Annotated in this window: 26 protein-coding genes; 15 read left to right on the plus strand and 11 right to left on the minus strand. The window is 45.9% G+C overall.

Going from position 1 to position 24,689, the window contains the following annotated elements; translation table 11 throughout:
* The first annotated feature begins 80 nt into the window (after nucleotides 1-80).
* The 3 genes from V7723_RS00580 (at nucleotide 81) to hspQ (ending at nucleotide 2,569) form a co-directional block, all read left to right on the plus strand.
* Nucleotides 81-473 carry a DUF805 domain-containing protein gene (locus V7723_RS00580; RefSeq protein ID WP_335682460.1) on the plus strand — a complete coding sequence of 131 codons (393 nt, stop codon included), beginning with the start codon at nucleotides 81-83 and terminating at the stop codon, nucleotides 471-473.
* Nucleotides 474-558: 85 nt separating this feature from the next.
* Nucleotides 559-2,109, plus strand: a complete 1,551-nt coding sequence (locus V7723_RS00585; protein ID WP_335682461.1) for an AMP-binding protein — start codon at nucleotides 559-561, stop codon at nucleotides 2,107-2,109.
* Nucleotides 2,110-2,245: 136 nt separating this feature from the next.
* Nucleotides 2,246-2,569 (plus strand): heat shock protein HspQ, encoded by a 324-nt coding sequence (hspQ, locus tag V7723_RS00590; RefSeq protein ID WP_335682462.1) that lies wholly within the window; start codon nucleotides 2,246-2,248, stop codon nucleotides 2,567-2,569.
* A gap of 34 nt (nucleotides 2,570-2,603) precedes the next feature.
* Here the strand turns inward: hspQ and V7723_RS00595 are convergent, their stop codons facing one another.
* Complete coding sequence (locus tag V7723_RS00595; protein ID WP_335682463.1) at nucleotides 2,604-2,861, minus strand: PepSY domain-containing protein; 258 nt, start codon at nucleotides 2,859-2,861, stop codon at nucleotides 2,604-2,606.
* 81 nt (nucleotides 2,862-2,942) lie between these two features.
* Between V7723_RS00595 and V7723_RS00600 the strand changes: the two genes are divergently transcribed.
* The 3 genes from V7723_RS00600 to V7723_RS00610 are packed head-to-tail and all read left to right on the plus strand — an operon-like array spanning nucleotide 2,943 to nucleotide 5,655.
* Nucleotides 2,943-3,722 carry a glycerophosphodiester phosphodiesterase gene (locus V7723_RS00600; protein ID WP_335682464.1) on the plus strand — a complete coding sequence of 260 codons (780 nt, stop codon included), beginning with the start codon at nucleotides 2,943-2,945 and terminating at the stop codon, nucleotides 3,720-3,722.
* A 58-nt stretch (nucleotides 3,723-3,780) separates the two neighbouring features.
* On the plus strand, nucleotides 3,781-4,548 hold the full coding sequence (locus tag V7723_RS00605) for an SDR family oxidoreductase (RefSeq protein ID WP_335682465.1): 768 nt from the start codon (nucleotides 3,781-3,783) through the stop codon (nucleotides 4,546-4,548).
* A gap of 51 nt (nucleotides 4,549-4,599) precedes the next feature.
* A complete protein-coding gene (locus V7723_RS00610) occupies nucleotides 4,600-5,655 on the plus strand; it encodes an alcohol dehydrogenase (RefSeq protein WP_335682466.1) in 1,056 nt (351 codons plus the stop codon).
* Nucleotides 5,656-5,739: 84 nt separating this feature from the next.
* On the opposite strand, the gene V7723_RS00615 is transcribed toward V7723_RS00610, so the two are convergent.
* From V7723_RS00615 to V7723_RS00640, 6 genes are all read right to left on the minus strand, one after another.
* Complete coding sequence (locus tag V7723_RS00615; protein WP_335682467.1) at nucleotides 5,740-6,954, minus strand: ABC transporter substrate-binding protein; 1,215 nt, start codon at nucleotides 6,952-6,954, stop codon at nucleotides 5,740-5,742.
* A gap of 66 nt (nucleotides 6,955-7,020) precedes the next feature.
* Nucleotides 7,021-8,028 carry a branched-chain amino acid ABC transporter permease gene (locus tag V7723_RS00620; protein WP_335682468.1) on the minus strand — a complete coding sequence of 336 codons (1,008 nt, stop codon included), beginning with the start codon at nucleotides 8,026-8,028 and terminating at the stop codon, nucleotides 7,021-7,023.
* A gap of 4 nt (nucleotides 8,029-8,032) precedes the next feature.
* Entirely contained in the window at nucleotides 8,033-8,905 is an 873-nt protein-coding gene (locus V7723_RS00625; RefSeq protein ID WP_335682469.1) for a branched-chain amino acid ABC transporter permease, read from the minus strand.
* A gap of 10 nt (nucleotides 8,906-8,915) precedes the next feature.
* Nucleotides 8,916-9,629, minus strand: coding sequence for an ABC transporter ATP-binding protein (locus V7723_RS00630; protein WP_335682470.1), 714 nt, complete (start codon nucleotides 9,627-9,629; stop codon nucleotides 8,916-8,918).
* The gene (locus V7723_RS00635; RefSeq protein ID WP_335682471.1) at nucleotides 9,626-10,441 is read right to left on the minus strand and encodes an ABC transporter ATP-binding protein; all 816 of its coding nucleotides are present in this window, start codon (nucleotides 10,439-10,441) and stop codon (nucleotides 9,626-9,628) included. The genes V7723_RS00630 and V7723_RS00635 overlap by 4 nt, the downstream gene beginning before the upstream one ends.
* A 302-nt stretch (nucleotides 10,442-10,743) precedes the next feature.
* On the minus strand, nucleotides 10,744-13,107 hold the full coding sequence (locus V7723_RS00640; RefSeq protein WP_335682472.1) for a methyl-accepting chemotaxis protein: 2,364 nt from the start codon (nucleotides 13,105-13,107) through the stop codon (nucleotides 10,744-10,746).
* 197 nt (nucleotides 13,108-13,304) lie between these two features.
* Here V7723_RS00640 and V7723_RS00645 point away from each other — a divergent pair, with 197 nt between their 5' ends.
* The 7 genes from V7723_RS00645 (at nucleotide 13,305) to V7723_RS00675 (ending at nucleotide 18,832) form a co-directional block, all read left to right on the plus strand.
* Nucleotides 13,305-14,078, plus strand: coding sequence for a class II aldolase/adducin family protein (locus tag V7723_RS00645; protein WP_335682473.1), 774 nt, complete (start codon nucleotides 13,305-13,307; stop codon nucleotides 14,076-14,078).
* Between the two features lie 154 nt (nucleotides 14,079-14,232).
* Nucleotides 14,233-14,880: a peptide-methionine (S)-S-oxide reductase MsrA gene (msrA, locus tag V7723_RS00650; RefSeq protein WP_335682474.1), complete on the plus strand. Its 648-nt coding sequence runs from the start codon at nucleotides 14,233-14,235 to the stop codon at nucleotides 14,878-14,880.
* A 107-nt stretch (nucleotides 14,881-14,987) separates the two neighbouring features.
* Nucleotides 14,988-15,143 (plus strand): DUF5993 family protein, encoded by a 156-nt coding sequence (locus V7723_RS00655; RefSeq protein WP_335682475.1) that lies wholly within the window; start codon nucleotides 14,988-14,990, stop codon nucleotides 15,141-15,143.
* 9 nt (nucleotides 15,144-15,152) lie between these two features.
* Nucleotides 15,153-15,716 carry a disulfide bond formation protein B gene (locus V7723_RS00660; RefSeq protein ID WP_335682476.1) on the plus strand — a complete coding sequence of 188 codons (564 nt, stop codon included), beginning with the start codon at nucleotides 15,153-15,155 and terminating at the stop codon, nucleotides 15,714-15,716.
* An 88-nt stretch (nucleotides 15,717-15,804) separates the two neighbouring features.
* Complete coding sequence (locus tag V7723_RS00665) at nucleotides 15,805-16,770, plus strand: tripartite tricarboxylate transporter substrate binding protein (protein ID WP_335682477.1); 966 nt, start codon at nucleotides 15,805-15,807, stop codon at nucleotides 16,768-16,770.
* A gap of 69 nt (nucleotides 16,771-16,839) precedes the next feature.
* Nucleotides 16,840-17,298, plus strand: a complete 459-nt coding sequence (locus V7723_RS00670; protein ID WP_335682478.1) for a tripartite tricarboxylate transporter TctB family protein — start codon at nucleotides 16,840-16,842, stop codon at nucleotides 17,296-17,298.
* A 1-nt stretch (nucleotide 17,299) separates the two neighbouring features.
* Nucleotides 17,300-18,832, plus strand: a complete 1,533-nt coding sequence (locus V7723_RS00675) for a tripartite tricarboxylate transporter permease (protein WP_335682479.1) — start codon at nucleotides 17,300-17,302, stop codon at nucleotides 18,830-18,832.
* 7 nt (nucleotides 18,833-18,839) lie between these two features.
* Here the strand turns inward: V7723_RS00675 and V7723_RS00680 are convergent, their stop codons facing one another.
* Together V7723_RS00680 and V7723_RS00685 are read right to left on the minus strand one after the other, a co-directional pair.
* Nucleotides 18,840-20,051 (minus strand): MFS transporter, encoded by a 1,212-nt coding sequence (locus tag V7723_RS00680; RefSeq protein ID WP_335682480.1) that lies wholly within the window; start codon nucleotides 20,049-20,051, stop codon nucleotides 18,840-18,842.
* A gap of 185 nt (nucleotides 20,052-20,236) precedes the next feature.
* A complete protein-coding gene (locus tag V7723_RS00685; RefSeq protein WP_335682481.1) occupies nucleotides 20,237-21,397 on the minus strand; it encodes a sensor histidine kinase in 1,161 nt (386 codons plus the stop codon).
* Nucleotides 21,398-21,753: 356 nt separating this feature from the next.
* On the opposite strand from V7723_RS00685, the gene V7723_RS00690 reads away from it, so the two are divergent.
* Nucleotides 21,754-22,668: a DMT family transporter gene (locus tag V7723_RS00690; RefSeq protein WP_335682482.1), complete on the plus strand. Its 915-nt coding sequence runs from the start codon at nucleotides 21,754-21,756 to the stop codon at nucleotides 22,666-22,668.
* A 32-nt stretch (nucleotides 22,669-22,700) separates the two neighbouring features.
* Here the strand turns inward: V7723_RS00690 and V7723_RS00695 are convergent, their stop codons facing one another.
* Nucleotides 22,701-23,282: an HD domain-containing protein gene (locus tag V7723_RS00695; protein ID WP_335682483.1), complete on the minus strand. Its 582-nt coding sequence runs from the start codon at nucleotides 23,280-23,282 to the stop codon at nucleotides 22,701-22,703.
* Between the two features lie 125 nt (nucleotides 23,283-23,407).
* Between V7723_RS00695 and V7723_RS00700 the strand changes: the two genes are divergently transcribed.
* Complete coding sequence (locus V7723_RS00700) at nucleotides 23,408-24,016, plus strand: 2-hydroxychromene-2-carboxylate isomerase (RefSeq protein ID WP_335682484.1); 609 nt, start codon at nucleotides 23,408-23,410, stop codon at nucleotides 24,014-24,016.
* A 31-nt stretch (nucleotides 24,017-24,047) separates the two neighbouring features.
* Here the strand turns inward: V7723_RS00700 and V7723_RS00705 are convergent, their stop codons facing one another.
* Nucleotides 24,048-24,503: a hypothetical protein gene (locus V7723_RS00705; RefSeq protein WP_335682485.1), complete on the minus strand. Its 456-nt coding sequence runs from the start codon at nucleotides 24,501-24,503 to the stop codon at nucleotides 24,048-24,050.
* Between the last annotated feature and the right edge of the window lie 186 nt (nucleotides 24,504-24,689).

The following is a 24,689-nucleotide window of genomic DNA, read 5'->3' on the forward strand; positions in this document are numbered from 1 at the left end:
TGCTGAATTCAGTGGCATGTTGAGAGATTATTTTTTAAAATGATCTCATATCTAAATACCACAATAGAGGAGTGATCATTATGGGGATGGCTATAGCTGTAAAATCTGTTCTTTCAAACTACGTTAATTTTTCTGGCCGGGCGGCGAGACCAGAATATTGGTGGTGGGCGCTCGCGGTTTTTATCATCATGCTTATCGCCGGTTTCCTCGATGCGTTCGTTATCGCCCCGTTGCTTGGATTTGACGTGACGAATGACACCGCAACCGGCACGCCCCTCAGCCTCATAATCTCGTTGGGTATATTACTTCCTAATCTAGCCGTTGCCGTAAGACGTCTTCATGATATTGATAAATCTGGTTGGTGGATTCTCATTTTTTTCATCCCAATCATTGGATTCTTATTACTCCTTTTTTGGTACGTTTCCAAAGGTACGGAAGGTGAAAATCGGTTTGGATCCCCCGTATCATCTTAAGGCGATATATAAACTAGTTGAAGTCACTTCTCAGGAATTATAATCTTCTCTCATATAATAATAAAACTCGACAAGAGGGCAGATAATGTATCCAGGAAAGCACGCGCAGAAGCACCCTAATAAGCCAGCGTTTATTATGGCGAATACAGGTGAAATGGTTACTTACGCGGCATATGAGGCGAGAGCGAACAAACTTGCCCGATTGCTGGAAAATCAAGGTCTTGGTCTCGAAGATCACTATTCCATCTATATGGAAAACAACGCCTATTATTTCGAGTCTTGCGGCGCTGGTGAACGCTCAGGCCTGTATTATACCTGCATCAATTCCTATCTAACAGCGGAAGAACTCGCGTACATAATTAACAACAGTGAATCAAAAATTCTGGTTACATCTGATGCCAAACGTAAAGTTGCCGCCGAGGCATTGAAAATCTGCCCAAATGTAATGATGGCAATTGTTGTTGATGGCGAAGGGGACGAGACATTTACGAACCTCCAGGATGCGACGGGCCCTTTTTCTGGCGAACCTCTCGAGAACGAGCAACTCGGGCTTTCAATGCTCTATTCTTCAGGAACAACTGGGCAACCGAAGGGAATTCTTCGTCCAATGCCTCTGGGAAATCATCCCACACAGCAAATTCCCTTATATGACTTTCTACAATCGCTTTGGCAATATCGCGAAGGAATGGTGTATTTATCGCCAGCGCCTCTATATCATTCCGCTCCACAAGCCGCCGTAAATTTCTGCATTCGTTTTGGCGGAACGGTGATCATCATGGAGAATTTTGACCCGGAACAATATTTATCATTAATTGAAAAGTATCAAGTGACCCATAGTCAATTGGTTCCAACGATGTTTTCTCGAATGCTGAAATTGCCCGAGGAAATAAAAAACAATGCAGATCTATCCTCTCTGGAAATTGCCATTCATGCTGCCGCTCCCTGCCCCATTCAAGTCAAGGAGCAAATGATAGACTGGTGGGGGCCAATCATTCACGAATATTATGGAGCGACTGAGGGCCTAGGCTTTACAGCGTGCAACAGTGCGGAGTGGCTCGCCCATAAAGGATCGGTGGGCAAAGTTTTATTGGGTGATTTACATATTCTTGACGATGACATGAACCCAAGCTTGAAAGGAACCCCTGGTACGGTTTGGTTTAAAACGGCCTCAGAATTCGAATATTTTAATGATCCGGAAAGGACTCAAGACTCAATGTCCGCTGATGGGTCCATGAGCACCGTCGGTGACGTTGGATATATTGACGACGATGGGTTCCTCTATTTGACGGATCGCGCTACTTTCATGATTAATTCCGGCGGCGTAAATATTTATCCGCAAGAATGCGAGAACTTATTGATAACCCATCCGAAAATTGCCGATGCCGCCGTATTCGGTGTGCCAAATGAAGATTTTGGAGAAGAGGTGAAGGCTGTTATCCAAGTAATGCCAGGCGTGCCAGCTAACGACAAATTGGCGGAAGAACTCATTGAGTATTGCCTGCAGAATCTTTCTCGGCAAAAATGCCCGCGATCAATTGATTTCGAAGAACAACTGCCTAGATTGCCTACTGGAAAACTTTATAAGCGCTTATTACGCGATAAATATTGGGGCGACAAGAAAAGCCGCATTCTGTAACAACTATCTATTTTTGATAAAGTTAGATTCTTGAAGAACAGGAATAAAGCTGCTTATTGACCTTGTCCCATCGTCAAAGTGCATTACTATAAGTATATAAAATTCGTTTTCGAGTAGCCTATTTAAGGATCAAACATTGAAAGCCGCCAAATTCGCCATTGGACAGATCGTTAAGCACAGAATTTACCCGTTTCGTGGCGTAATATATGACGTAGATCCGACATTTAATAATACTGACGAATGGTGGGAATCAATTCCCGAAAATGTCCGGCCTAAAAAAGATCAACCTTTTTATCATCTGTTCGCCGAGAATGAACAAACGACTTACGAAGCATATGTCTCGGAGCAGAATCTGTTGGACGACGACAGCGGTAAACCCGTTTCCCATCCTGCTGTCAAAAACTATTTTTCAGAAATGCGGGATGGGCGGTATATCTATTCAAACCGACTTCAATCCTAATTCTCATCGCTTTTTTTTAAGCTGAAAATGCGGATTATTTGAGGATATCTCCGGTGACGGGATCAATTTTAATTTCTCTCTTTGCTCCATTCCGATCCACATATTCAACTTCCCAGTAGCCGTCATCATCCCAATTCACTTCATCAATGTATGTTGGGCTAAACTGTCTTTCTACTGATTGAAGTACGTCAGAAAGTGCCATTGAGTTCGCTGGCGGCGTCGTGGACGCATATACCGAAAATGACATTGTTGCTGCCGCAACCAACGGAATTATCATAAGCTTTGTACGCATGACCTATCTCCTATAAATTACTCTTTACACATAAGTATGTACTTGACCGGAATGTTTCAATAAGGCAACCACGAGAGAATTATGGGACTATCCAACTCGATATATCTGGACACAACTGGTCCCATAGCAATTGCTCATCGAGGGGCATCTTTTGAACATCCGGAAAACACGATGGCTGCCTTTCAAGCGGCAGTATCCCTCGGATATCGGTATATTGAAACTGACGTGCACCTCACCCAGGACAGTGTACTAATTGCTTTTCACGACGATCGGCTGGATCGTGTAACAGAGGACAAGGGTAAGATTTCTCAGTTAGACTGGCCGCAAATAATGCAGGCGAGAGTATCCGGGCGAGAACCCATACCCCGACTCATTGATATTCTTATGACTTGGCCGGATTTGCGTGTAAATATTGACCCTAAATCTGACATGGCCGTTCAGGCGGTTGTCGAAATAATAAAACAATGTAAAGCGGAAGACCGCGTGTGCATTGGATCGTTCTCTGGCGCGCGCCTAAGTAAAATTCGAAAGAGTTTTAACGGCGCCATTTGCACTTCAATGGGTCCTTTAGAGGTACTCAAATTACGCTTGGCGAGTGTACCTCTTCCGGGAATAGCTTGGCTGGCGGAAAACTCATTGGCTAAATGTGCGCAAGTACCCACGCATCAATGGAAAATCCCTCTTGTTGATAAGTTCTTTATTGATAAAGCACATGATTTGGGCCAAAAAGTCCACGTCTGGACAATTAATGATCAATCAGAAATGAATCGCCTCCTTGACCTGAAAGTCGATGGCATTATGTCCGATGATGCGGCCCTTCTAAAGGCTGTTTTTGTGGCTCGTAATCTCTGGCAGGAATAAGGAAAAGCCGTTACCATGTTCTATGCAAAAACAATAAAAATTAGGGATAACCCGAGTTATGAAAGTACAAGGCAAAAATATTGTCATCACCGGGGGCGCTAGCGGCATTGGCCGTGAACTCGCCCGACGTTTTAGAGCCGAAGGGGCCACTGGAATTACAGTAGCAGATGTGCAAGAAAAAGAATTACTGCAAGTCGCCAATGAAGTAGATGGATTAGCTGTCGTTTGCGACGCCACGCAGGAAGCTGATATTCAAAACTTGGTTCAATTGGCAGAAGATGCACATGGCCCAATCGACATATTTTGCTCCAACGCCGGCATAATTCGCTATGGCTGGGAGGAAGCAGATAATGAAATTTGGCAACTTAATTGGGATTTGCATGTTATGGCGCACGTTTACGCTGCGCGTGCTGTTGTCGATAAAATGGTTGCTCAAGGCCAAGGATATCTAATCAATACTGCCTCCGCCGCCGGTCTGCTGTCGCAAATAGACTCATCCACTTATTCTGTTACGAAGCATGCGGCAGTCGCTTTTGCCGAAACATTAGCAATCCGCTATGGCGATAAAGGTGTACGCGTCTCCGTGCTCTGCCCACAGTCTGTGAGGACAGCAATGGCCACGAGAGGCGGCGGATCAGTTGCCAGTGTGGATGGCATATTGGAGCCCGAACAGCTCGCAGAATGCGTTATCAATACAATTGATAAGGAAGAGTTTCTTATTTTACCACATCCTGAAGTCCTCAATTATATTCAACGAAAAACGGCAGACTATGATCGCTGGATAAAAGGAATGAGACGGTTGCGTGATCGCTTTGTAAAAAGCTGAAACATGTTCCAAAAGCTCATCAATCTACAATAACAACCTGGGAGAAAATTCATGCATAGCCAACAAATCATCCAATTCGGAGAGCCATTGGAGGCAAGGGATTATCCAACACCGGAGCCGCAAGGAACCGAAGTCTTACTTAAAGTAGATGCCTGCGGCGTCTGCCACAGTGATCTACATATTTGGGAAGGCTTTTTTGACCTAGGTGGTGGACAAAAGCTCGACTTGCTGCAACGTATGACACTTCCCTTTACCTTAGGGCATGAAGTCGTCGGCGAAGTTATTGCTCTGGGTCCGGACGCGGAAGACGTCGAAATCGGCGATAAAAGGATAGTCTTTCCCTGGATTGGGTGCCGTGAATGCTCTGTATGTAAGGCAGGCGATGAGCTCCTGTGTATGGCGCCACAAACTGTAGGAACACGGTATAATGGCGGATATGCTGATGAAGTCATTGCCCCGCATTCGAAATACCTTATCCCCTATGATGGAGTCCCAACAGAGCTTGCCTGCACATATGCCTGCTCGGGTTTGACAGCTTATAGTGCCTTAAAAAAACTCTCCCACCTCAGGGAAGATCAGTCTCTTGTTATCATCGGTGCCGGCGGAGTTGGCTTGTCAGCGGTGCATTTCGCGTCCTCGGTCACAAAGGCAAAAATTATTGTTGCCGATATTGACGCGACGAAACGTGCAATTGCTCGCCAATCTGGGGCGCATGAGACGATCGACAACAGTGAACCGGAGGCTGTTGCCAAACTCATTGAAATGACGGGCGGTGGCGCCGAAGGTGCGATCGATTTCGTCGGTGCACCGGCAACAACAGAGTTTGGTATTAACGGTCTTTGCAAAGGTGGGCACTTGGTGTCAGTCGGCCTATTCGGTGACTCGCTTCCCATATCTCTTGCTATGATGCCGCTGATGATGCGAACAATTCAGGGATCTTACGTCGGTACATTGGAAGAGATGCATGAATTGATGGAACTGGTGAAGGATGGGAAGGTCGCACCGATCCCCTATGAGGTCAGGCCTCTGGATGAAGCACATAATGCGCTAATGGATCTACAAGCCGGAAAAATAAAGGGGCGCGTTGTCCTCAGCCCAGCTAAGTAGATATCCGTTTTCAATCAATAAAAAAGGCAAAGGATTTTCTCCTTTGCCTTTTTCTTTGCCCTTTAAGCGAGGCTTTTCAGAAATTTAGTTTGCAGAAACCACATTTCCTAGAGGAGTGAAGCCATCTCCATTAAATTGAACCGGCATCATCTTCTCAATTGGGTAGAAGTCTGTCGGGCTCGTTTCAATATTAACGCCCGGCAAGAACATATCCATTTCCATGTTCAGGTTAGCGGCTTCCTTCATCAGATTTTCACGAGTCAGGTTATCACCAGCCTGCTTGATAACTTGCACCATTGTCTGGGCAACCAAGTAGCCATATACGTTGAAAGAAGACAATTTATCTCCATCAGGTTGATACTCGTCCATCCAGGCGTTCCATTTCTTGTAGCCTTCGGTCTTTTTTGTATCTGGTGAAGTTGGATCCATATAATACAGCAAGGAAATAATGCCTTTAGAATTTTCCAACCCGGCTGGTTTATAAACAGAACCGACTGTATTCGAGACGGAATTGTTCAAAAACACGGGATCCCAATTAAGTTCCCGAACCTTCTTGATTGCTTGAGCCGCAAATTTAGGCGTAGACACATTGAAAAACACATTTGCGCCACTGTCTTTTAATTTAATGATTTGCGAATTAATCGTTGGATCAGCTACTTCGTAGCTTTCTTCAGCGACAATCATGGAATCGGCTTTATCACCAAGTTTCATTCTCAAACCAGTCACATAGTCTTTGCCATAGTCATCATTCTGAAAAAGAATAGCGATTTTTGGATCTTTTACATTTTCCAAAATGTAGGCACCAAACAACTGACCTTCAGTCTGGTAACTCGGCTGCCAGCCCATTGTCCAAGGGTAATTTTCAGGATCGCCCCATTTTGTTGCGCCGGTTGCAACGAAAAGCTGCGGAACTTTCTTCTTATTCATATATTTATGAATAGCCGAGTTTGTCGGTGTTCCCAATCCTTGGAAGATAGCTAAAACTTCTTCCTGCTCTACCAATTTCCTAGTCTGCTCTTTAGTCTTTGGTGGGCTGTAACCGTCATCGAGAGAGATAAACTCAATCGTTCTACCGTTAATGCCGCCCTCTTTATTGACTTTGTCAAAATAGGCGGCGATGGCTTTACCAATCGTACCATAAGCTGCAGCCGGCCCACTATATGGATTAGTGTTACCAAGCTTGATGGATGTGTCTGTGACACCTGGGCCATAGGCTTTTTCTGCAAGAGCAGAACCTGCGGCCAGTCCCATGGCAGCAACTGCTGCCAAGGTGAGTGTTAATTTTCTCCCGGTATTCATTAGTACCTCCTGTTTATATTTATCGCTTCTTCAAAATGGTATTACTCTACGCACGCACCTGATTGTTCAAAACATCTTTTTTAGTCGAACACCCAGCATATTCACCAAACCCGCAATACCAGAGGGCATGACATAAATCACTAATATCAAAATAACGCCAAATATGGCGTAAGAAAGGCCCGTCGAAATTTCTTCGGCAATATTTGGCACCATCAAGATGAACAATCCGCCGAATATAGCACCCCAAATTGATCCTGCGCCGCCAACTACTAAACCAATAAAAAGCAGTATAGAAAGCTGAAAAGTGAAGCTATCCGGGGCAACAAATTCAATAACAATTGCGCTCAAAGCGCCGGCTATGCCCGTGTAAAATGCACTAACGCCAAATGTCAAAGACTTGTAAAGGGACGTATTCACCCCCATCGAAGCAGCCGCAATTGGATTATCTCTAATCGCCATCATAGCGCGGCCAGAACGGCTATTGACCAAATTCCAAGCCATCCAAAACATCATAAGCAGAATCACAAAGGTGATCAAATACCACCATTGATCCATAGTCATACCAAAGTTTTCGACCAGAACAGCCGGCACATCTGGCCTAAAGATATCGAGCCCCTGAACACCACCGGTCAGGTCTTCCAAATGTGATGATTTCAAAATTTGAGGCACCGCCACAGCTAAAGCAAAGGTTGCCAAGGCAAGATAGAGACCGGCAAGCCGGAGAGCAGGCAGTCCAAACAAAAAACCCGCAACGAAGCAAACGACGCCGCCTATTGGAATAGTTACGTATACCGGCCAATCCAAGTGATAAACCAGAATCGCAGCTGTATACGCACCAATAGCATAAAAGGCGCTATGTCCCAGGGAAAACTGCCCATTGAATCCTGTGAGAAGATTGAGGCCCAGAATTGCAATGGCATAGATCATCACAAGCGTACCTTGAAATGTCGTATACCCGGTCACTAAAAACGGAATTGCGGCACCAAGAATAATAAACAAGAAAACCCATTTAAAGTTTATCTTGGCACCGACAGTCAATCTCGGATCACTGTTTGTTTCAACTTCTGTCGTCATGCTACTACACCCTGGTCACAATGGATTTACCAAATAGTCCATTTGGCTTGAATAACAATACGGTCACTATCAATACGAGGGCGACTGTCAATTTTAGCTCACTACCGATGGCGGGAATATAGGTGCCCGCGAGATTTTCGATAATTCCAACAAGAAACCCACCGGCGACCGCGCCGCCAGGGCTGGTGATGCCCCCGACAATTGCCGCTGCGAAACCGTACAATAAAATACCCAACATCATATTTGGATCCAGGAAAACGATCGGAGCAATCATCATGCCGGCCACCGCACCAATCGCAGCAGCTAGTCCCCAACCGAGAGCCAACATCCACCCAACACGAATTCCAACGAGTTCCGCTGAATCTGGGTTTGCGGCAGCGGCCTGCATCGCCATACCGGTACGGGTGTATTTAAAGAAGGAGAAAATGGCCCCGAGCAATACCAGCGTAACAAAAAACATTCCAACTTCATGCAAACCGATGAGGCCTTGAAAAGACCCCTCAGGGAACGGTGACGGGAACACTTTAATTGTGTGATCCCAAATGGCGCCGGCCAAGCTGTTAAAAACAGCCAATAAGCCAATAAAGACGACAATATGGCTGAGAACCGGCGCGTTATGTATTGGTTTAAAGATAATACGCTCAATTGCGACGCCTGCCGAAAAGGAAACGACAATTGTGAGAAGGAAGGCGATCCAATATGGAATGCCGACGGAAATCATCGCCCAGCATATGTAAGTACTAAACATTGCCATTTCGCCCTGGGCAAAATTGAAATGGTCAATAGCTTGATAAATCATCACCACGGCGAGCGCCAAACAGGCATAAATCGCACCGTTTGCTATACCCGTGAGTATTTGTTGCAGAAAAAGTTCCATGGGAGTTTGCCTAATACCCTAAGTAGGACCGGCGAACGGTCTCGTTTTCAAGAATAGAGTCTGACGTTCCAGAAATAACAATATTGCCAGTCTCCAAAAGATATGCGTGATCCGCGAGGTCAAGTGCCAATGCGGCATTTTGCTCCACCAGCAACATGCTTACCCCGTCTTCCACATTAATCCTCTTCAAGATTTCAAAAAGCTCTTGCACGATGAGAGGGGCCAAGCCGAAAGACGGCTCATCAAGCAACAAAAGCTTCGGTCTGAGCATTAACGCCCGGCCAACGGCAAGCATTTGAGCTTCACCTCCACTCAAGGTTCCTGCTTGCTGATCACGTCGCTGCTTTAGGATTGGAAAGTAGGAATAAACACGTTCGATGTCTGCTTCGATTTCATTTTTATCTTTTCGGGTATAGGCTCCCAATCGGAGGTTATCTTCCGTAGACATCCGCACAAAAGTTCCCCGGCCTTCTGGCACATGGGCAATTCCCTGGCGCGTGATATCCGCGGGCCGAAGGGTGCTTAACTCCTTACCACCGACATTGATCACGCCTTTACGTTCGACCATACCGCTGATAGCCCGTAACGTCGTTGTTTTTCCCGCACCGTTAGCCCCCAAAATGGTTGTCACACCACCCTCTTCGAGGCTGAAATCCAATCCATGGAGCACATTAGTTGGGCCGTAAGATGCTTCCAGGCCCTTTACGTCAAGAATTACGCTCATTTTTTACCGGTCCCCAGATAGGCCTCTATAACATCGGGATGTTCTTGAATTTCACGCGGAGCGCCTTCGGCAAGCTTCTTACCGAAACTCAGCGCAACAACTTTATCTGAAACTTCCATGACCAATCCCATATGATGCTCAACCAACAGGACTGTCGTTCCAAATTCGTCGCGAATTTTTCGAATTGTCGCAACCAAATCAGAAAGCTCATTATGGTTCAAGCCGCCAGCCGGTTCATCCATCATCAATAGTTTGGGTCTGCTCATTAGAGCACGTGCAATCTCTAGTCTTTTTTGAACGCCAAATGGCAAACCACCAATAAGCTGCAACGCTGTTTCCTGCAGTCCCACAAAGCGAAGGACTTCCATCGCACGATCACGCAACTCTCGTTCTTCACGCCTTGTCCAGGGAAGATGCAACGCATTACTTATGTAATCCGTTTTACCGGTCGGATGCCCACCAATCATCACATTATCTAGCACGCTCAAATTAGTAAAAAGGGCTAGGTTTTGGAACGTACGGCCAATTCCAAGTGCGCTCATTTTATGCACAGCGCTTTCCAGTATCGATTGCCCTTCAAACAAAATATCTCCCGAATTCACGTTGTAAAGTCGGCTGATACAATTGAACAAGGTTGTTTTACCGGCACCATTGGGGCCGATTAGACCAACGACTTGGCCTGCGGGTATGTCAAATGAAACGCCATCCAAAGCGATAATACCGCCGAAATGGACGCTAACATCCTGAACGCTTAGCAGCGTATCTGTCGCAGCAGAATTCGCTGAATTTGTACTCTCTATTTCATTATTCACGCATTACCATTGGCTGCGCCGGTTCCCAGATGCACGTTCATATCAAGTTTGAAAACGCCTCCGAGCGCCTAAGCGCCCACCTCCCAAAAAAACGTTATTCTTAATTATTGTTCACTAACACTGACGCAATTTTTTTCATTTGGCTACAAAAAAAATTCATTTTTTAAAGCCTTAACATCAATTCGGTTTTTGGGGATATCTTCGCCATCCATTTTTTTTGAAGATTTAAATGACTGTAAAAGGCGATATTTTCTGAAACTTTCAATCAGAAAATATCCCATTATTTGTGCGTGCAGATAGCCTTAACTTGCACGGACCTGAGCCAAAAAGCGCTCGACCTCATTGTCGAGGCTGGAGACTTCTTTCGCTAGTTGATCAGAAACTTCCTTTACTTGCGAGGCTGTACTTCCCGTGCTCGCCGCAGCCTCATTGACGGAGGTTATATTCTGAGAAACTTCTTGAGACCCCTGCGCCGCCTGCTGGACGCTCCGGCTAATCTCACCGGTCGCCGCGCCTTGCTCCTCAACAGCCGCAGAAATCGTCGTTGCAATTTCATTAATGCTGCTGATAGTTGTCGTTATCCCGGCAATTGCGCCTACTGCATTACCTGTTTCTTCCTGAACAGCCTTTATTTGTTCAGAGATTTCTTCAGTGGCTCGCGCGGTTTGAGTAGCCAAATTTTTAACTTCACTTGCAACAACAGCAAAACCCTTGCCAGCGTCTCCAGCTCGGGCCGCCTCGATTGTAGCGTTCAGCGCAAGCAAATTTGTTTGTCCCGCGATATCGTTAATTAGGCCCACGACATCACCAATTCTTGATGCAGCTTCATTCAAACTATTGACCATCACATTGGTTCGTTCCGCTTCGCTAACAGCTTCATTTGCGATGCTCGCCGCCTGATTTACCTGCCGGCTGATTTCATTAATTGAAGAAGACAATTCTTCGGTTGCCGCCGCCACTGAATTCACGCTAGAACTTGCCATATCAGATGCCGAAGCAACTGTCGCAGCCCGTTGACTTGTCCCTGCCGCCGCTTCAGACATCGATTGTGACATCACTGTCATTTCAGAAGTTGCTGCTGCAAATTTTTCGACAAGATGCTTCACACTGCCTTCGAAGTCATCCGCTAGTTGGTTTTTTTCAGTTTGTTTAGTCGCTTCAAGTTCCGCTAAGTTCTGTTCTTTCTCCTGTCGGGCTTTGTCTTCCGCGATATGTCGTTCTTCGTCCCGCTTGATCTTTTCCTCTTCGCTCTTCCGACGTTGATCTTCTGCGTCTGCGCGCGCTTGTTCTGCTTCACGTGCAGTATCCCTAAATCCAACTAACGCGCGACCCATTCGGGCAATTTCGTCAGTTCCATCGCGATAAATACTTGATGCAAGGTCGCCCTCGGAAAGGCGTTGTGCGGATCCAACAAGGAGCATTAGCCGTCGTACAATATTTCCTCGAATATAGAACCATCCGATTGCGATTGCCGCCAATACGCCAAAAAGCGCACAAACAAGCAACGTCATTTTCGTATCATTTGCCAGGCCGACATTTTGTTCTGCGGCAACGCCCACGGAAGCTTCAACTTCTTCGACAAAAGCGTTGACGTTTTGGGTGAGGCCGGCGGCTAGAAACCGGGCGCCCATTACCACCTGCTGTGCGGCGGCGGCGGCTTCCAATTCCTTCGTTCTGGTATTGAAAATGTTTTCGGTTGTCACTTTTCCGTCCACTTTCTTGCCTGTCACCCCTATTTCAAGAAGCTCATTGAAAATTTGATTGAGGCTTTCTGTTTGTTCTTTCGAAGTTGCATTTTCTAGTTCGACGAGCGGCGAAGACATAGAGGCTATTGATGACAGAAAGCTCTCTTCCAGTTTAGCAACTGATTTTACGTCTTCAGCCTGTAGCCCTTTGGCTAACAAGCTAATCATCAAATAACCGTTGCTTTTGAAGGAATACACGTTCTCCTGAAATTTCAGTATATCGAGGCCAGCAGACGAAAGCTCTTCCGTATCGTACCTTGGTTTCGTGCCGGATAAAGCTGTATCAACGGAGGTGTCTAACAACTCATTCCAAGCATCTGCATTTTCAACAGTTCTGATTCTCAAGGGTACGAGTAATGAGCTTAAACTTGTATCGAGCACATCTCCTACAGCTCTTAATCGATCAGATGCCTCGGTTCGTAGCATCGATAAAGAAATACGTTTTTCAACTTCCTCGTTCAAGCGAGCGAACAAAGGAGACAGGTTTTGCAAACTGCCTTCTATTTTCTCAAGCGCCGCCTCCCCTGCCATAAATTCATTGAGGGAACCGAGCCGGTCAACCGCTTTTTGAACAGCAGCGGTAATACTTTTATAACTTTGACTGCGCTCTGAATCGGAAACGGAATTGCTTAACTGCGGGGCAGCTGCGGCTAAAAGCGTCGTTTCGTTTGCAAGTTTAAGGGCGAGTGAAATTGAAGGAACTTTTTGGTTTGTCATATCCGTTTGCGCGCTCGTCAGGTTTCCCAAGCTGACCCAACTGATTGCTGAAATGCCAACCATTAAGAAGGCAACTACAGAAAAGGCAGAAATTAACCGAAACCCTATCCCGTATTTCGAGTATTTAGAATTGCCTTCAGAATCGCTAGTTTTAGTATTTTTGACAAAAACCTTGGAGAATCTCTCAACCAGAACGTTTTTCAACGAGTTATTCCTCTTCACTATAAAGTAGGAGGGCACATTAACGTTGAATCTGTTAAGAAGTAGTTATCGGAAAATGAGAAATGAAATAGAAGGCTGTGTTCTTCGTTAAGTTTCCGCTACAATTTGGAAAAATTGGTGGAAGAAGCAAGTGGTTTTGCCGTCGTCCGAGCCTGTAAAAGCGAAAAGGAGAGAATTCCATGAATTTAACATCTGTCGAAGTAACCTCTATGCGGAATAGTGTGAGTGATGAAGAATGGAAAGTACGAGTTGATTTAGCAGCTGCGTACCGGCTCGTCGCTTTATACGGCTGGGACGATATGATTTTCACGCATATTTCAGCAAGGCTTCCAGGAGACGATGGGCATTTCTTGATAAACCCGTACGGATTGATGTTCGAGGAAATGACTGCTTCATCCTTAGTTAAGGTCGACATGAACGGTGAGATTGTCGGCGAAAGTGCTTATCCAGTAAATCCTGCTGGATTTACAATTCATTCGGCCGTTCATGAGGTGCGTCATGACGCGGCTTGCGTCATGCATTTACATACGGCGGCCGGCACTGCCGTCGCCACTCAAGAAGATGGCCTCCTACCGCTGAACCAGACGGCATTGGTAATCCGCGAACAAATTGCGTACCACGAATATGAAGGTATCGCCCTTAATCATGACGAGCGTCCACGGTTACAGCAAGATCTAGGACCAGATAAGAAGCTGATGTTACTGTGGAACCATGGCACGCTCGCGCTTGGCGAAACGATTGCCGACACTTTTTTAGCAATGTATTTCCTGGAACGCGCTTGTGAAATGCAAGTAGCCAGCTTAGCGGGAAATCGTAAGCTTCATTACCCTGCCGACGACGTTAAGACCTTGACAGCGCAACAAGGAGCTTATGGACTCACAGGAGTATCAAGTCTGGCTTGGCCCGCATTATTGCGAAAACTTGATCGCAAAATGCCTGGATATGCTGAGTAAAAATATAGCGTTTTTGGAACTTGCCGGTGAATTTCCTAAGCCTAAAGAACGGCGAACCACATTTTCGTGAAGTCAAGTTTTCGCGAGATGGGCTAGTAATTTATACTGACCTTCGCCAGTTTCCAATTATTGTAATTTTCTTGGAGACTATCGAATGCGAACTTTGATTAAGCGATTTGGTCAAGTGTTGTTAGTATCAATGACGGCCATACTCGGAACGTCAACTATTACCTGGCACGCGCAGGCGGCAGATAATACAGACACAGTAGTTCTTGCTGGTGGTTGTTTTTGGTGCGTGGAATCCGATTTTGATAACGTTCCAGGCGTTGTGGATACTGTGTCTGGTTACACAGGTGGAACCGTAGAGAATCCGACATACAAAGTAGTCTCAGCAGGTGATAGCGGGCATCTGGAAGCTGTTAAAATAACCTTTGATCCCGAAAAAGTATCGTATCAAGAATTGCTGGATGTTTTCTGGCGCAGTGTTGATCCGACCGATGACGGCGGACAATTTTGTGACAGAGGTGAAAGCTACAAGACGGCAATATATGTTAATTCTCCGGAACAACGGCAAAGCGCGGAGATATCTAAAAGACTGATAGACGCTTCTGGTGTTCTGAGCGATCCCGTTGTCACTCCGATAATCGACGCCACGACTTTCTACCCCTCCGAAGAGTATCATCAGGATTACTATACGAAAAATCCGATCCGCTATAAGTATTATAGATATAGCTGCGGTCGGGATAAGAGGGTGCGCGAAGTGTGGGGTGATCAGGCCTATAGTGGTATTACCGAACATTAAAATCGATACGTAATCATTGACGGAGTGCATCTGCACTCCCTCTTGACCTGATACTATCTATACGAGACACTGCCCTTATACTGGATAACACTATAAGGAGCTCTTCTATGGCCAGCCTGCTTTTTTTGATGTTCTTCATAACGATGGCGCTTGCCCTGATCAACAAGGAAAAAGCATCGTTCGTAGCTTTTGGTCTTTCCATTGCTGCAAGCTTATTCTGGTTTCATCACCATGCGACTTCTACGCTCAACATTCAGCTGTAGAGGGATATCATGACGAATTCTTCTGAGACATATTTATTCCGAAACCTTAATGCTCTAGGAACACTAGCCGTTTCGGCGGTCTTAATAACAGCGCTTTATGACCAGTTTGCAAGTGGCGACTTACCTTGCCCTTTGTGCTTATTGCAACGCGTAGGGTTTGTCGCAGTCATGAGCGGCCTCGTGCTGAATATAGTCAAAGGCCCCAAAGCCGATCATTATTCCATTATGATTATCGCCGCTTTTTTTGGCGCCGCTGTTTCTCTGCGACAAGTTAGTCTTCACGTTATCCCGGGAACTTCGACATACGGGGATCCGTTTTTGGGTCTGCATTATTACACTTGGGCATTTATTGTCTTCTCAATGATTATTCTTGGGACGGCCATAATTGCAGCGTACAGTACACAATATCATAAACAACGATACATCGCGTTTTCTGATCAAACGGCCTTGTGCAAAATAGCCCTCGTCATCGCATTTAGTATCGTAGCCGTATGTGCAATAGCGGCCTTCGCGGAATGCGGACCTGGTGTATGTCCCGAAGACCCAAAAAACTATTGGCTGCTTAAAAATTGACTGCACTCAATTTAACGTAACGTTCGCTCTGGACTTTTCCAGAAATTTATCTAACTGTTTTAGCTCAAAAAAAACTGGGAGCTAATCAATGACAATATTTGCAAAAACCGTGGCAGGCGCCGTTATTTCGCTGGGTGTCGCCTTTTCGGCAACGGCAGCGGACATAGAAACAATTCATTTTCTTATTCCTGGTGGCGCCGGCGGCGGTTGGGATGGAACAGCTCGCGGAACCGGAGAAGCACTGACGAAAGCCGGAATCGTTGACTCCGCCTCTTATGAAAATATGTCTGGCGGCGGCGGCGGGAAGGCCATTGCACATTTAATTGAGACAGCTGACAAAGCTCAGGGAACATTAATGGTGAATTCAACGCCAATAGTGATCCGATCTTTGCAAAAAGTGTTCCCACAGTCTTTTCGAGACCTAACGCCGGTAGCTGGTACCATTGGTGATTACGCAGCCTTTGTGGTCAACATTGATTCCAAAATAGATTCCATGAGCGATCTGATGGCGATTTACAATGACACTCCACGAAAGGTTGCGATTGGTGGAGGATCGGTCGCCGGAAGCATGGATCATCTCGTCGCTGCCATGATTATGAAATCTGGCGGTGCTGATGCGAAGAACCTAAAATATATACCCTATGATGCCGGCGGCAAAGCCATGGCCGGACTATTATCAGGGGAGATTCAGGCCCTCTCCACAGGGTTAGGTGAGGCTTTGGATTTACAAAAGCAGGGTCAGGTCCGAATTCTTTGTGTCACTTCGAAAGAACGCCTAGCGGATGCTCCGGACATTTCAACGTGCATTGAGGCCGGAAACCCGGCGGAATTCGTTAATTGGCGCGGTTTTTTCGGCCCTCCCGGCTTGTCCGCTGAAGCGCAGGCATCTTACGCTGCAGCCTTAAGAAAAATGTATGACACACCAGAATGGGAAACCGTCCGAGCAAGAAATGGCTGGGTTGAAATTTTTAACGTCGGACCTGAATTCACGAATTTCCTCGAAGTTCAAGAAGCCGAACTACAGGATCTGATGAAAGAATTGGGCTTTCTGTAAGCCCGCCCTGAAACGGATCGATCCGCTTCGATCCGTTTGATTTTTGTTCGATGAGAGATTGAACCGTAGATGTTGACAAATGATCGAATTGGCGGATTGTTGCTTCTCTGTTTTTCGATCGCCTATGGCGCACTGACATTTAGAATACCTCTGCTTCCGTTCCAGGCTGACGCCGCATTTACAGCTCGCACTATGCCCGAAGCACTAGCCGTGCTCGGCAGCTTGCTCTCGCTCTATCTAATAATCAAACCATCAAGCGACAGCAAACCGGAAGTTGCAGGCTTCCTCTGGAAGCGTGGGCTAATGATCTGCCTGTTGATGATATTTTATGGTCTCACAGTCAGATCCGCGGGGTTTCTGATTTCAACCAGTTTGTTTCTATTACTGGGTTTCTACATTCTGGGCGAACGCAGATGGCTCCTTTTACTCGGCGCTTCATTACCAGTGGTTCTGTTTTTCTGGACAGTCATGACGCAGCTGTTATCCGTCCATATTGAAGCTTGGCCATCTTTTATTGGAGAGTTGTAAGATGTTAGAAGGAATTTTGTCAGGACTCTCAACAGCAGTCTCACCGCTTAACTTGCTTATGGTCACTGTCGGGTGTTTTGTCGGAACCTTTATAGGCATGCTGCCTGGATTAGGGCCTATCTCAGCGATTGCATTGATGATCCCCATTACCTATGGGTTTGATCCGGCAACCGGCCTTATTTTGATGGCAGGCGTCTATTATGGCGCGATATTTGGCGGATCTACTTCTTCCATATTGATTAATGCTCCAGGCGTTGCCGGAACTGTAGCCACAGCTTTCGACGGCTACCCTATGGCCCGTAAAGGAATGGCCGGCAAAGCTCTAGCTATCGCCGCCTATTCTTCTTTCTCAGGCGGCACAATTGCGGCGATTTTCTTGCTCATTGCCGCCCCATCACTCGCGGTCGTCTCTTTGGCTTTCCAGTCCACCGACTATTTCGCCCTTATGGTTCTTGGCTTGACGGCCGTCGCCGCATTCGCGGGAAAGGGAAACATAGTAAAAGCGTTGTTGATGACAGTCCTCGGCTTAATGATCTCGACTATCGGAACCGATCAGACTCAGGGTATTCAGCGATTTACGCTGGGCATATTGGATCTGACGGACGGAATTTCTTTCTTACTTCTTGCTATGGCGACTTTCGCGTTATCTGAAGCATTAATGCAAGTCCTAAAACCCAAATCAGACGCCGACCGAAAACGCGAAATGGAAGCACAAACCAATTTGGGTTCCATGAAAATTTCACGGAAAGAGAAAATGGAAATGATACCGGTTATTGGTCGCTCTTCCGTTCTCGGTTTTATCGTAGGAGTTTTACCAGGCGCTGGCGCCACCATTGCCTCTTTTCTTGCTTACGGTATGGAACAACGTTTAGCGGGCCCAGAAAAAGCAAAAGAATTTGGAAAAGGTTCTGTTCGCGGCCTCGCAGCACCTGAAACTGCTAATAATGCTGCCTGTTCAGGTTCTTTCGTCCCACTACTGACTCTTGGAATTCCAGGTTCGGGGACGACAGCTATAATGCTCGGTGCGCTGATTTCTTATGGCATCCAACCGGGGCCCCGTTTGTTCATCGAAAATCCGGCTGTTTTTTGGTCAGTCATTATCTCTATGTATATTGGAAATATAGTTTTGCTTATTTTGAACTTACCACTTATCCCCTATATCGCCCGTATATTAGCCATTCCCGCGACTATTCTAGTTCCGATGATTTTGTTCTTTTCTTTGATCGGCGTGTATTTCGTATCTTTCAACACATTCGATATACAATTGATGGTCATTTTTGCGTTGGTGGCCCTTGGCCTAAGACTTCTAGAATTTCCAATGGCACCTATGTTGCTTGGGTTTATTCTTGGTGGGATGATGGAAGAAAACCTGCGCCGAGCACTCTTGATCAATGACGATTCCTGGTCATTTCTTTGGGAACGTCCTCTTACCTTTAGTATCCTGGCTTTCGCAGCTCTTATTCTCTTTATGCCGATGATCACACCACGTCTTCGTACTATTTTTTCGAAAAGTAGAGGCCTTCGATCAAAGTAGTCTAAGACTAAACTGCCGCCATTTTAGCTGTCGCACCTTTAAGCCGAAGAGAAATAACAAATATGATGCAAAGATTAATGACGCCTGCAGCAGAAGCATAAGCAAAAGCGGCTGTATAGTTGCCAGTTAGGTCATAAATATAGCCTCCTAAAAATCCGCCGAGGCCCATCCCGATCATGCCAAAAAAAACACCAAATCCCATTGCACGGCCTGTCATCCGAGGCGGCGTCATCGCTTGTAAATTTACGATAAGAGAAGTCATAACGCCGGAATAGAAAAACCCGAAAACTACGGCGAGCCCGTATAACCCAACCAAATTCGTAATCTGCGGGAACCAGACCGCCGACACTGTTTGACCCAGCGACATTAATGCATAGGTTCGAAGGGCCCCCAAACGATCACAAAGGCCGCCGCCGGCAATCCGGCCGACTACACCCGAAATCATTAGAACCATAAAAATACTCGCGGCTGTTTTAGGATCGAACCCCATATCCGAAGTTAAGGCAACGACATGTACAATCGGTACTGCCATGCATTGACAGCAAAACAAAATTGCAAGTCCTAGCCAAGAAATTACTTCCGCGGGTTTCATGGGGTAATGATCCTGTGGCGCTGAATGATCGTTCGGATTATTTATCGCCGCTATCCTGCTAGGCGATTCCCGAACCATCCAGGCAAGCGGCAAGCCCATAATCAGAAAAATCAATCCCAAGACAAGATAGGCCGTGTCCCATCCATAACCAGACGTAATTAACCTGGCCATAAAAGGAAATACTCCTTGTCCAAACGCTCCGCCAGCCGCGACGACACCAATGGCCAATCCGCGTTTATCCGTAAACCATTGTCCAACTGAGGCCATTAATGGTGCGCCGACTGCGCTAAAACCTAAAGATCCGAAAAGGAAATAGTAGAGATAAAATTCCCAGAGGGTTTGCATTCGGCTCAATAAAACCATTGCGACAAACATGGCCAAAACACCCATAAGCGCGAGTCGTCTAGCACCGAATTTATCAGCGATAAATCCCAGAAATATACTGGACAAGGCGCTGGAAAGAGCCATCGATGTGTAGCCAAAAGAGACTTGCGCACGGGACCAACCAAATTCAGCACTTAACGGCTTTAAGAAAACGCCTACACTGCCCAAACCCCCAAAGGCGAATGTGCTCAGCATAAAAGCAACCCCAACCATAGTTACACCATAATAGGGCGCAGATCGCATATCGATCATCCTCTTTTTATTGATTGTTATGACTATTCAAAGATAGCCGATGAGGAAGTCAAGAATGAACGCCCATAATTACGAAGGCAAGGTAAATCGATGACATTATGATTATCGCCACAGCACGATGTTCTGAAACCTTGTCAAGGCCCCGTCTCTCCATACTCAATTATCGTGATTGTTTGTTAAATTGCTCGCTTCGATAATACATTGTATTCGGCGCGATCTAAAACATCAGAGGGACGTGCCCGCAGCCTGTCTGCCGGAAAATGTGCGATTGCGGTAGTTCCTTCCTCAAGCTTACTTGAGAATTCGAAGGATCCACCATGTTCTGAAATAATCAATTGAACAAGAGAAAGTCCAAGGCCGGTTCCATCCGTGTTTCGGGAATATTTGTCATCCACCTGACCAAACTGCGACAAAGCGTTTTCGATATCACCACCATCAATGCCTATACCCGTATCAACAACTGAAACAAACATGCCTGCGTTCTCGCTCAGACCAACAGATAATGTTACCCGACCGCCTGGATTTGTAAATTTTATAGCATTCGACAATAAATTGGAAATGATCTGACGGAGACGGGTATCATCCGCATAGAGATACGGTAAGTCCTTAGCAATATTTACTTTCAAATTCACGTCTGCTTCTCTCGCTGTCAGCGACAACATATTCACACTAATTTCCGTCGCAGATTTTATGTCGAAAGCTTCTTCGTAGAGCCGTAACTTACCCGCTTCAATTTTTGCAACGTCAAGTATATCATTTATTAGGTCGAGCAAATGCTTGCCTGAGGTATGAATATCGTGAGAATATTCTCTGTAAATAGGCGACCCGATGGCGCCAAAAGACTCATTTTTAAGAATATCTGAAAAACCAAGAATAGCGTTGAGCGGTGTCCTCAGTTCATGGCTCATATTAGCAAGAAATTGGGATTTTGCTGCATTCGCCACTTCAGCATCTGTTTTTGCCTGAATGAGTTTACGCTCTGTTTGCTGACGCAAATCAATTTCTTTACTCAAACTTTGGATGGCCGGCAACCAGGAGGACAACCCCTTTGCTGCCAATAAACTGCCCGGGAAATAAAAGACCAGCGCCATCATGGTTCGGTAATTAACAGCATATGAAAATTGCTGCATACTGGACATATTAAGCGCCAGAATTACTTCGGCGGCATAGTCAACGAAGGTTCCTAAAGCTATCAGTGAAACGCCCCACATCATATAGTGGTAGCCTTTGTCGACAGTGGTCATCCTTTTGCGACGCCAGAAAAGAAAAAGCGGCAGAGACAAAACACCGACGAACACAATCAAACTCGGATGAAAAAAGGCAGACACTAGTTCCATAAAATCCATTGGCTCACTAAAAACACCTAAAACTCTAGTCCTAATTCTTCCAATATAATGCGCAGTCCCTAATAAACCCTGAACAGACATGAGCATTAATGGTGATGTAATTACTACAAATTTTAGCCAACTAATTGATATCAATAGAGTTCAATATTTTACCAAACGAGCAAAAACTAACATCCATCATGATTACAAATATGCAACGCGACAACTCGAATCTTCCCCAAACCCTTGCAATTAAACGACTCTCAGCGTGTTTACATTGGCCTGCAGCGAAAAGGAGTGGTAGTAAGGAATACTTGGGATGCCTTCTCGCCAACGACCATAGATAAAAAAACAAAAATGAAACAATCATGACCGTCGCCCAATCCCTCAGGGACAGCAAAACTTCTCAAGGCATTGCCTGGATGATTTTGACAAGTTTTCTTTTTGTCGGTGTCACTTGTGTTGTCCGCTATCTGGGAACTAGTATGGCTGCAACTGAAACTGCCTTTCTCCGCTACCTATTGGGGACCTTGATGATCTTACCTTGGGTCATTCGGCAATTGGGAGAAAAACTGGAAGCTCAAACAATCAAGCTTTATGTCATTCGAGGATTAATCCATGGCGTCGGCGTTATGCTCTGGTTTTTTGCCATGGCACGAATTCCAATCGCTGAAGTAACAGCAATCGGCTACGTTTCACCAATCTTCGTAACTATTGGCGCTGCTTTGTTTCTGGGCGAAAAGCTTCATTTAAGGCGGATAGGTGGGGTTCTTTGCGCATTAATAGGGGCGCTAATCATTTTGCGCCCCGGATTTCAGGAAATCGGTTTGGGTCAGTTAGCTCAGCTTTGTGCCGCGCCTCTGTTCGCGACTTCATTTATTATCGCCAAGAAACTTACCGGCACACAAAGTTCCACTATGATTGTCGGAATGCTCTCAATCGGTTGCACAATTACATTGTTACCGGGGGCTATCCTGCAGTGGCAAACACCGACCTTAGTAGAAATTTTGTGGCTTGCCCTCACCGCAGCGCTTGCAACTGCCGGGCATTATACGCTGACCAAAGCTTTTCAGGCGGCCCCCATCACGGTGACACAGCCTCTCGGCTTCCTGCAGCTGGTTTGGGCGGCGCTTTTAGGAATGCTGTTGTTCGACGAAGCGCTTGATCCGTTCGTTTTTATTGGAGGTGCCGTCGTCGTTGGCGCCGCAACCTATATTTCACATCGTGAAATGCAGGTCGCGCGCCAGCTACGCACGCCGCCCGCCATGGCAACGAAAACTTAGCGCGTCGCTCGAAAGGGCAATCCAACAGTTATTTACTCTGTGACGTAGATCGATTGTTTGGGAGATGCCATTACGCGACGGACCATTGGTTCGAAGAATTCCAAAGGAGCAGATACGTAATTCTTGTCAAACGCCGCTTGATCATAAGCTTCACAGAAATGAGCGCAATCTTCAAAAAATTCGTGACCGCGATACTTTTCCCTCATATCCCGATCCAAGCCGATGTGATGGAAAAAATAGTATCCTTGAAATACACCATGTGTTTCCAGGATCCAATGAAGTTTAGAAGAGACAAAAGGTTTCAGGATAGCGGCGCCGATGTCCGCATGATTAAACGTCCCCAAAGTATCCCCTATATCATGCAGCAACGCCGCGACAACATACTCTTCATCCTGACCATCTTTATGGGCCCGTGTTGCTGTTTGCAGTGAATGCTCCAATCTATCAATTGGAAATCCGCCAAAATCTCCTTTGAGGAGCTGCATATGGTCCAAGATACGACCAGGTAGCTGTTTTGAGTATGTTTTGAAATGATCGACGATTATCTGATAATCTTCCGACTTACCTTCCGTCATATTCGTAAAACCGGCGCGTGGATCCGACATATCGTTCATAGTGCCACTCCTTTTTTCTTTATTTATTTTGTCAACTATTCCACACTAATGTTGTCCATTTTTTGTCTGAGGTCCAGACCGAAACAGGTAATTAATTCGACGAAACAAAAAATAAGGAAGAAAAAATGACCGTTCCTGTTGAATTTCACTTCGATTTTGGTAGCCCAAATGCCTATCTCTGTCACAAACTAATACCGCAGATAGAAGGTCGAACTGGCACCAAATTTTCATATTTTCCTATTCTGCTAGGTGGTGTTTTCAAACTTACGAATAACAAATCTCCGATGGAGCAATTTGCCGGTGTTATGCATAAACGAGACTATATGCAAAAGGAAACAGATCGTTTTCGGCGCGACAATAATTTGACCGACTATGCTAGTAATCCACATTTTCCTGTCAATACAGTTCAAACTATGCGCGGTGCCATTGTCGCTCAGGGCGAAGGATATTTTGAAGCCTATGTAGATGCTGTTTTTCCCGGGATGTGGGAGCAATCTTTAAAAATGGATGAAGCCGCTGTCATTATACAGACGCTGAATAGTGCGGGTCTCGACGGCAATCATATTCTGGAGCGAACCCAAGACCCGATCATAAAAACGGCGCTTATCGACAATACGAACAGGTCCGTCGAAAAAGGTAATTTCGGATCACCAAGTTTCTTTGTTGGCGAGGAAATGTTCTTCGGAAAAGACAGGCTTGACGCCGTTGAACAGGAAATCAACAGACAGGCTTGATTGTTAGCCGGATGGTGCAAGCGGTTCTTCTTTAAAAGCCGCCCTCCGAGGGGGCATCTGGAACAGTTGCCTTTACTTCGCCGCCAAAAAGTGTGGCGAAAAACCCGATAATCAAGCCGATCAGTGCCCCTTCCAAAACAAACCAAAAGGGAGATGTCGCGTAGAAGTCAGAGCCAAAAATTGATACAATAATGCTTTGAAACGCGTCATAGGCAAAGAAGGTCAGAACGAAATTCATCCAACCGCCGATGAGCGGCGCCCTGAACCACCAGGGTAGCGGTAAATGCAGAAGCGGATGCCAAGTGATAACGCCAAAAATACCGATGACCGCGCCAACGGTAATGTACCAAAACAGAACGCCCCATCGTAGCAAGGTATCACTTTCCGGCGATAAATACGGCAGCAAAAAGAATCCCGCTAAACCGAATATCAGTCCGATCAATTTACCAATTCCAATTCTGGTGATTAACGAGGGGTGTATCGTCATGTCAAACTCCGTTTCTCATGAAACTAGGTCGGTAGTTTACGCGACTTACCCAACCGCCGAATTGAGCTAAATCAATAAAAATGCAGTTGCCTTTTCCTTTTGGTGAACCAAGTCAGACTCAATTCCGTATATTAGAAAACATGCGTCGATGAGTATCCGCTGAAAGATTTCAACAAAGGGCCGGCC

This window comes from Sneathiella sp. (assembly GCF_036960985.1).
Lineage (GTDB): Bacteria > Pseudomonadota > Alphaproteobacteria > Sneathiellales > Sneathiellaceae > Sneathiella.